The organism is Faecalibacterium sp. Marseille-Q0746 (assembly GCF_017377595.1).
Classification (GTDB): Bacteria; Bacillota; Clostridia; order Oscillospirales; family Ruminococcaceae; genus Faecalibacterium; species Faecalibacterium duncaniae.
This window is the reverse complement of the sequence record NZ_JAFREI010000036.1, coordinates 1-8,168: the sequence shown is the minus strand read 5'-3', so window position 1 is coordinate 8,168 and position 8,168 is coordinate 1. Positions and strand designations below refer to the sequence as shown.

Sequence of the window (8,168 nt, the reverse complement as noted above, 5' to 3'; positions counted from 1 at the left end):
TCAAATATGACCCAAAAGCCCCGCAGCCCACCCATTGGCTGCGGTTTCTGTTCGACCTGCTCTACCCGGAGGACATTCCCACCGTGCAGGAGTTCATCGGCTACTGCCTGATCCCCAGTAACAAGGGCCAGCGCATGATGGTCATCAAGGGCAACGGCGGCGAGGGAAAATCGCAGATCGGTGTGGTGCTGTCCCGGCTATTCGGCTGCAACATGAAGGATGGCAGCATCGGCAAGATCTCGGAGAACCGCTTTGCCCGTGCCGATTTGGAGCACACCCTGCTCTGCGTGGACGATGATATGCGGATGGAAGCCCTGCGTCAGACCAACTATGTCAAGTCCATCGTGACCGCACAGGGGCAGATGGATTTGGAGCGCAAGGGCAAGCAGAGCTATCAGGGCTGGATGTACGCTCGCCTGCTGGCGTTCAGCAACGGCGATTTGCAGGCATTGTATGACCGCTCGGATGGCTTCTACCGCCGCCAGCTCATTCTGACCACCAAGGACAAGCCCCTGTCCCGTGTGGACGACCCGGATATTGCCGAGAAGATGGCGGCAGAAGTCGAGGGCATCCTGCTGTGGGCATTTGAGGGCTTACAGCAGCTGGTGAAGAACGGTTTTCAGTTCACCGAGAGTGAACGTGCCAAGCGCAACCGGGAGCTGGTGAAGCGGGACAACAACAACGTGTTCGATTTCCTCGAATCCGAGGGCTACATCCGCCTGAAGGCGGATGCCTGCACCAGCTCGAAAGAGCTGTATGAGGTCTACAAGATGTGGTGCGAGGAGAACAGCCTGAATGCGATCAAGGCACGAGGGTTCAGCGATGCGCTGATCGCCAACCAGCGCAGGTATAATCTGGAATCCACCAACAACATCGTCAACTCGTCCGGGCGGCGTGTCCGGGGCTTTGTGGGCATCGAAGCCCTTGTGCAGCCCGACCTCACCCCCAATAGCTGGCGGGCATGACCCGCTTTTGATCCCCCTATATGGTGCGTTTTCGGTCTTTCGCTGCGTACGTGCGTACAGAGAAAGCCGCCTGTTGCGTACACACGTACGCAGCAAAACGCCAAAGTTCTCCTTTATAGGGGGGGCAAAGTGTCAGGTTGACAGTTTGCCAAGAGTGGTAAGTGACGGGAAACGGTACTTACCAGCTCCTACCCAATTCCCCAAAATGGGAATCAGGGTGGGATGGCCGTTATCAGACCGTCTATCTGCCTGTTACCATTTTGGGAACAGGCAAAATCAGTTGGTCAATTTGGCCAACTGAAAAAGCCGGACGAGCTGCGGGCAGGGATTCGCAAATCTTTGACCGCCAGCTTGCCAAAATCAACGGGCCAAAATGGCCCGTTGAAGGGAGTCAAGGGGGAACGCCTTGCCCAGTGATATGATGCTGTGCGTCATATCCTACTGGGTATTATCTGGCGCAAAACGGCGGCAGATCCAGCAGCTCCGCTGCTGCATTCTCCCACGCCAAGAAGTCGAAATGGAGGGATGCTTATCTGAAATTAACACGACACAACGGACGAGCAGGGGCCCACGGCACCTATAACCCCAAGCACAATGACCGAAGTTTCAACCTTGCCAACAGTGAACACATCGACCCGGAACGAGCCAAGGTCAACATCTACTGGGACTGCTTCCATGGCTTCCGTTCGGCTCTCGACCCACAAGACCCGAATGATCTGGCGGCAACCTTCTCGGATGTGGAACGGCAGTTTTACGAGATCCGGTACACAACCTTCATCGAAGGTCAGAACGAGCGCAACGCCAAAATCCGGCACACTGAACGTAACCGCTCCATTCCTGACCTGCTGTCCAGCCGCAAGACCTGCCCGGAAGAAACTATCTACCAGCTTGGAACGCTGGATGAACACGCTTCCGCAGAGGATTTGCTGAACATCGTCACGGAGTTCATCGAGGAATTCAAGGCAAAGTTTGGCAACCACGTTCATGTGCTGGACTGGGCGTTGCATCTGGACGAAAGCACGCCCCACATCCACGAACGCCATGTGTTCGACTGCGAGAACAAGTACGGCGAGGTAGCTCCCCAGCAGGAAAAGGCACTGGAAGCGTTGGGTTTTGATCTGCCCGACCCGGCTAAATCCCTCAGTCGCCGCAACAACCGCAAGATCACTTTCGATGCCGCCTGCCGGGAAATGTTGTTTGAGATCGCCAAGCGGCATGGGCTGGAATTGGAGGAAGAAGCGGAGTACGGCAGCCGCAAATATCTGGAAAAGCAGGACTTTATCCTTGCCAAGCAGAAGGAGCAGCTTTCCGCCCAGCAGAACAGGCTGGACGAACTGACCCTGAAAGTTTCGGATATGGAGACCCTGCTGGAAGATGTTTCGGCTGCGGCCTACGACAAGGCGGTGGAGGTCGTGACGGATGTAGTACGCACCGAAACCCGGAAGGAAGATATGCGGATGATCGAGGACACGAAGAAGTGGGTGCTGTCCCCAGAACGCAAGGCTCCCAAAGCCACGAGGGAATATGCCGCCCACCGTCTGGACACCGTGCTGGACAAGTTTCTCAAAACCATGCAAACCACCGCTGCACGTCTGCAGGAGAAGCTGCTGAAGCCGGAAGTCCGGCAGAAAGGCAAGGAGCAGGTCAAGGAGAAAGCACGGGATTCCGTTCTGCAACTGCTGAACCGCTTGCAGGCAGAACAGGCACAAAACAAACCAGCGGCACAACCCCGCACACAGGAGGGGCACTCGGAAATCTGAACCTCATCGGGAGCGTTTGGGGCAGAAAGCTGGCACTTTCTGCCCCGGCACCCGGTTACAAGGAATTGGAGGTGCAAGTGAAAGAAGTTTGCGTTTGCGAAGCAATGAAGTCCCCAGTGGGGACTTTAAGCAACGGAACGGTCTTGCGTCAGCAAGATGGAGGGACTAGGTCCCGACAAGTTCCGATTTGGCAAAAGAGTAATCTGACCTTGGAGGAAGCGGCGGCTTACTCTGGGATCGGTATCAATAAACTGCGGTCAATGACCGATAGCGATGAATGCAAGTTCGTCCTTTGGAACGGAACCAAACGGCTGATCAAACGCCGTAAGCTGGACGAATATCTGGACAAGGCATTCTCGATCTGATGCGGTTCAAAAATTGACCGTTTGATGTTGCAGGGAGTCTTGCGTCATGGTATACTCATGGCGTAAGGCTCCTTTTCAACATTCTGTGAATGAAAAGGAGAGTTTATATGCAAAGACGTAAAGATCATAAAGGCCGTGTTTTGAAAGATGGCGAGGTCTACCGCAAGAGCGACGGGCTGTATATGTACCGTTGGACTGCAAAAAACGGAAAACGCCATACCATCTATGATGCAACTTTGGAGGGGCTGCGCGAAAAGGAAGAGAAGATCCAGCACGACTTGGCAGAAGGTATCCGTATCCCGGAGTGCAGTCTGACCCTGAATGACCTGTTTGAACTGTGGCGTAAGAACAAGGTGGGCTTGAAAGAGCATACCTTCGCCAATTACGTTTATATGTATAATCGGTTTGTCCGGGATGAGATCGGCATGATGAAGCTCAAGGACATTCGCAAGTCGGATATCCGCAGCTACTACAATGGCATCGTCCGCAACGGCAAGATGGCGTTGAACACGCTGGAAACCATCCAGAATGTTCTTCATCAGGTCTTTGCGGTGGCGGTGGACGATGAGTACATCCGTGTGAATCCCACGGATGGTGTCCTGACGGCTATAAAAGCCGCCCACCAGTACGAAACGCCCAAACGACACGCTCTGACCCTGCCCCAGCAGCAGGCGTTTCTGAATTTCATCAAGAAAACGCCGAAGTTCCAGCACTGGCTCCCGATGTTTACCTTCATGCTGGGTACCGGATGCCGCATCTCGGAAACGGTTGGTCTGTGCTGGGGCGACATCGACTTTGAGAGTGGGTTTATCACCATCCAGCACAATCTGGTGTACCATGACCACGAGGTGGGCGGCTGCTACTTCACTATGTCCACACCCAAGACTGCCGCAGGTAAGCGGGCAATTCCGATCTTGCCCGAAGTGCGGAAGGCACTGGAACAGGAACGCGCCAACCAGCAGGAGCTGGAACTGGTATGCGAATATGAGATCGACGGAATCTCAGACTTCGTATTCCTGAACCGCTTCGGCCAGCCGCAGAACCCGCAGACGGTCAACCGCGCCATCAAGCGCATCAGCGTGGCATACAACGAAGCCGAACTGGAAAAGGCCGAAAAGGAAAAACGGGAGCCGCAGCTGCTGCCGCCTTTCTCCTGCCATAATCTCCGGCACACGTTCTGCACCCGGCTGTGCGAAAATGAGACCAACCTGAAGATCATTCAGGACATCATGGGACACCGGGACATCAGCACCACGATGGAGATTTACGCAGAAGCCACCAAGGAAGCCAAAGCCCATTCCTTTGCAAATCTGAACGGTAAACTGGGCATTTCGGTCTGAAATCCACTACACCAACTACTACACCACTTTTACACCAAATTGCCGGTAAGTTGTGGAGAGTTGCGTAGGGTGACGTACGGGAGCAGGAAAAAGGAAGCCGCATGGATAGGCTTATAAAGGAAAATAAAGCCATTTGTGAGCCTTCCTTGACCTGTCCCCACGATGCGCCCTGAATCTAACTGAGCTACGTGGTAATCTTTGTGTCTCCGACAATGAAATACATCGCGGATTCCGACACAGAAAATGTCAGAAAGCTGACATCCTTGACGGATTTCCGCATGGAGTGACGGAGATGCAGAAAAATCCCCATTAGGACAGACGGATTCTCACATTCTGGCTACCAGCAGAGAACTGTAAACGAGAAAACAGCCAAGAGGACATTTCACCATCAGCAAACGCTGACCGTGAGATGTCCTCTTTTTATATCCTGATAACGCAAGTATACCACTACCCTTGACAAAGGAGAAGACTGTCATGGAACATACGCCTGCTTCGTTTGAAGTTCCCGAACTGGAAAAAATTCTAGCCAAGAAGAAAAAGAGATACGTTGGCTACGAGGAAGGAATGGCTCTCTATTCAATGAGAAAGATTTCGTTCCGAAAGCTGGCACAGGAAGCTCACGCACTCCTCCGCATAAAAAAGATGGCGATCGTCGATCTGGATATTCTGGATGATTATCTGGAACAGCATCGCAGCAACAACTGAATCAGAGTTTTCTTACATAGCGCACTTTTCATCCGAAGGTGCGCTTTTTCTTGAATTTGTATGATTTTTTTCAAAAGTGAGATTTTTTTGATTGAATTTCTTTCAAAAGTGTGATACTCTATCATTGGAGGGTTGTAATATGCTGATAGAATTTCGGTTTAAAAATTATCGTTCATTTCGCGATGAAGCAATAATGTCTATGGAGGCAATGGGCTTAGGCAGTAAAAAAGATTGTCTGATTCATTATAAAAGTCAAAAAATTCTACCAACTGTAGCGATTTATGGAAAAAATGGCGGTGGAAAGAGTAATGTTATCCGTGCTTTTTGGCTAGCCGTTCAGTTTATAAAAAATGCACAGCGAACACAACATGAAAAATCCGAGATTCCAGTTCATTCATTTGCGTTAAATGATTATTCTGCAGAACAACCGACAGAATTTGAGTTTATTTATACCAAAAACAGTATAAAGTACTGGTATGGATTTTCTGCGACACGGCAGAAGATTTTAGAAGAACACCTATTTCATGCACCAAAAGGGCAAAGGGCAACTGTTTTTCATCGAGAAGGACAAAATTTTAGCTTCACAGAGGATAAAGCTCTTCGAAAGCTGATTGGTAAAATGGTATCAGAAAATCAACTGTTTTTCTCCGTTGCGTGTACAATGAATGATGCCGATTGTGTCAAAGCGATGCAATGGTTTAGAGAGGATGTTCGTTTTTCGAGGGATTATGCAGATATTCCAGATCAACTAATTAACTACACTGATGATCCACTCATGCTAAAAGCAATTTCAAACTATGCAAAAGCCGCAGATCTCGGCATTGAGGATGTCCAATTTGATGTTAATAATCAAGAAATCGACAGCAGTGATAAATTCCCCGAAAATATGCCAGATGAACTAAAAAGGGCATTATCGCAATTTGCACAGGCATTGGCATCTAGCCCCCACGTGAAAATGCAACAAATGCGGGTTGACCAAGTTGACGCTAAAACAACGCACAAAGGAAAAAACAAAGATGGCTCGAAAGGGCTTTACAAATTGGACTTGGACGATGAATCAGATGGTACACGTAGATTAATGTCAATTGCTCCTGGAATTGAATCAGCTTTGCGAACGGGTGGACTCCTTCTGATTGATGAAATCAATCGGGAGCTACATCCAATTTTGGTAGCATATATCGTTGCAAAATTCCAGAACAAGAGTACAAATCCAAACGGTGCACAGCTTGTTTTCACAACTCATAATACAGAACTTATGGGTATGGATTTGCTAAGGAAAGATCAATTCTATTTTGTGGATAAGCGCAATGCGGATGGTGTTTCTGAGCTTTATAGTGTTAGTGAACTTGGAACACGAACGACGGAAAACATCCAGAAAAATTATATTCTTGGCAAGTACGGCGCAATTCCGAATGTTGAAATTGAGGAGGTAGAGTAATGCCTCGTCAAGTAAAACGTATTAAGCCTTTAATTTATGTATTTTATGAAGGAGAGAGCGAGCAACAGTATATTGATTATTTAAAGAGTTGTTTCTCTGATGTGGCTGTAATTAAACGATGTTCAAAGAGGGCTTCTACAAATTTATTTGCAGATACAAAAAGTAGATTTGAAAAGGATAAAAAATATAGAGATGTAGCTGAAGCAACAGATGAAATATGGTTCTTTTTCGATGTCGAATCAAAGGATAGGGCAGATGAAATATGGAGTGAACGATTAAAAACCATTAATTACCTTCGCAAACTACGAAAAAAGCCTAATATCCGTGTTCGGCTTTTGATGACTTCTGGCTGTGTTGAGTATTGGTTTATGCTTCATTTTAAGGACTGCGCTCCTCCCACTCAAACTGATGCGGACAAAAAGAAACTCGTAGAAGATGTTAAAAAGATTATCCCAACTTACAAGAAAGGCGACAAAGACTCCATTTGGAAAATTGCTCCTAATTATCCAACGGCAATAAAGTATGCTCAAAAGCGTTTGCAAAGCATTAAGGAAATTCCTTGTATTGAAGATACCGATGAACGAAATCATTGGCTCTGTAAAAATTGTTTAACTTTTTCAACTGTATTTGAAGCACTTGATTTTCTGGAAAGTCTTAACTCTATGGTCTAAAGATTGCTCACTATCAGGGGAATTTTATTGTAAAATGATAATTTTCCTTTGTCTTTTCTTCGGGCACCAAGGATACGAATGAAGCACGATGGATACCAATAGAGTCTTTGCTTGCATTTTCCCCACGATGAAGCCGATTGAGCAGTAAAAGAAGGCTGCCGGGGCTCCGCCGGCGCAAAGCTGTACGAAGCTGCCGGAAGCGTCCCCGGAGCGTCCGGAACCTAGAATCAATATAAAAGAGCCGCTGCACCTGTGTGATATGAACCCCAAAAGTTAGACAAAAATCAAATTAAGCGACCCCAACGGTCTGAATCCTGTACTGCACAGGGCTCAGGCCGTTTAGTTTTAATTTAATTCGGCGATTGTTGTAATAGTCGATGTAATCGACAATAGCCTTTTCAAGCTGGTCAATGGAATCAAATTTTTCCAGATAGAACAGTTCCGTCTTGAGCAGTCCGAAGAAGTTCTCGACAACAGCATTGTCCAGACAAGTGGCTTTCCGAGACATACTTTGCGTAATTCCTTTTGCTTTCAGCAGATTTTGGTAGGATTTCATCTGATACTGCCAGCCCTGATCCGAATGCAGAATCAGATTGTCAACCTTATTTGGCAGCTTCTGAAAAGCGCCCTCCAGCATATCCGTGATCTGTTTGAAATTTGGATGGCGGCTCAGGTTATAGCTGACAACTTCGCCATTGAACAGATCGAGAATTGGAGACAGATAGAGTTTTTGGTCGTTTACTTTGAATTCAGTAACATCTGTGACCCATTTTCGATTTGGCTGGTTTGTCTTGAAGTGCCGTTCCAGCAAGTTTGGCGCAACTTCTCCGACTTCACCCTTGTAGGAGTTGTACTTTCTTTTTGCGCGAACCTGACAGACTAAGCCCAGCTGCTTCATGAGTTTCTGAACCGTCTTGTGATTCA

Annotated in this window: 8 protein-coding genes; 7 read left to right on the top strand and 1 reads right to left on the bottom strand. The window is 48.2% G+C overall.

The annotated features are described in order from the left end of the window. From J3351_RS13670 to J3351_RS13640, 7 genes are all read left to right on the top strand, one after another. A partial coding sequence (locus tag J3351_RS13670; protein WP_207697976.1) for a phage/plasmid primase, P4 family occupies positions 1–965 on the top strand: 965 nt, incomplete at its 5' end. 737 nt (positions 966–1,702) lie between these two features. Further along, complete coding sequence (locus J3351_RS13665; RefSeq protein ID WP_307862864.1) at positions 1,703–2,725, top strand: hypothetical protein; 1,023 nt, start codon at positions 1,703–1,705, stop codon at positions 2,723–2,725. A gap of 143 nt (positions 2,726–2,868) precedes the next feature. After that, a complete protein-coding gene (locus J3351_RS13660) occupies positions 2,869–3,090 on the top strand; it encodes an excisionase (RefSeq protein ID WP_207697977.1) in 222 nt (73 codons plus the stop codon). A gap of 107 nt (positions 3,091–3,197) precedes the next feature. Then, positions 3,198–4,430, top strand: coding sequence for a tyrosine-type recombinase/integrase (locus tag J3351_RS13655; RefSeq protein ID WP_242699432.1), 1,233 nt, complete (start codon positions 3,198–3,200; stop codon positions 4,428–4,430). Positions 4,431–4,904: 474 nt separating this feature from the next. Beyond that, positions 4,905–5,135, top strand: coding sequence for a DUF6462 family protein (locus J3351_RS13650; protein WP_117477448.1), 231 nt, complete (start codon positions 4,905–4,907; stop codon positions 5,133–5,135). A 139-nt stretch (positions 5,136–5,274) separates the two neighbouring features. Continuing rightward, positions 5,275–6,573, top strand: coding sequence for an ATP/GTP-binding protein (locus J3351_RS13645; protein ID WP_117477447.1), 1,299 nt, complete (start codon positions 5,275–5,277; stop codon positions 6,571–6,573). Continuing rightward, on the top strand, positions 6,573–7,244 hold the full coding sequence (locus tag J3351_RS13640; protein ID WP_156060216.1) for an RloB family protein: 672 nt from the start codon (positions 6,573–6,575) through the stop codon (positions 7,242–7,244). The genes J3351_RS13645 and J3351_RS13640 overlap by 1 nt, the downstream gene beginning before the upstream one ends. Before the next feature lie 289 nt (positions 7,245–7,533). On the opposite strand, the gene J3351_RS13635 is transcribed toward J3351_RS13640, so the two are convergent. Further along, positions 7,534–8,168 (bottom strand): IS3 family transposase (locus tag J3351_RS13635; RefSeq protein ID WP_207697974.1); only part of this gene is annotated, 635 nt, incomplete at its 5' end.